General features: G+C 45.0%; 2 tRNA genes. Both read right to left on the bottom strand.

The features are described 5' to 3' along the window. Window positions 1-246 precede the first annotated feature (246 nt). Window positions 247-319 (bottom strand) — tRNA-Ala (locus B5G11_RS16110). Window positions 320-452: 133 nt separating this feature from the next. After that, window positions 453-526, bottom strand: a tRNA-Ile gene (locus B5G11_RS16115). Between the last annotated feature and the right edge of the window lie 41 nt (window positions 527-567).

Here is a 567-nt window from a genome sequence, read left to right on the forward strand (position 1 = left end):
AATGCGGTTTCGAAAGACGGGATAACGAGAGGCTTCGCCTCGAGTTATTTAAATCTTTCACGGAGCATTCCGTAATCTCACATACCTAGCGTGATATGTGTTGGTCGATAGTGCAGATCTTTTGATCTGCCGTTGTTCTCAATAATGTGTTCACATTACCTCGGATGTCTTGATATTTCTATTTGTGTTCTTATATGCGGTTTTCAAGGTACATTTTCATATCTTACGGACCGTTTCCGATCCGAGTGGAGAATACGAGATTCGAACTCGTGACCTCCTGCTTGCAAGGCAGGCGCTCTCCCAACTGAGCTAATCCCCCGTATATAGTTTTTGTTTAAGTTGTGATGGGCTTAAGTGGACTTTACCTCCTCACTCTCACCTTTTACACTGAAATTGTGATGGGTCAAGTGGGCCTTACCTCCTCAGCCTCATCTTTCATTCTTAAATTGTGATGGGCTTAAGTGGACTCGAACCACCGACCTCACGCTTATCAGGCGTGCGCTCTAACCGGCTGAGCTATAAGCCCACACTTTATATGAAAACGGCTTCCGCCGGTTTCTTCTTTTT

Origin of the sequence: Drancourtella sp. An57 (assembly GCF_002161525.1) — a bacterium.
Lineage (GTDB): Bacteria > Bacillota > Clostridia > Lachnospirales > Lachnospiraceae > Sellimonas > Sellimonas catena.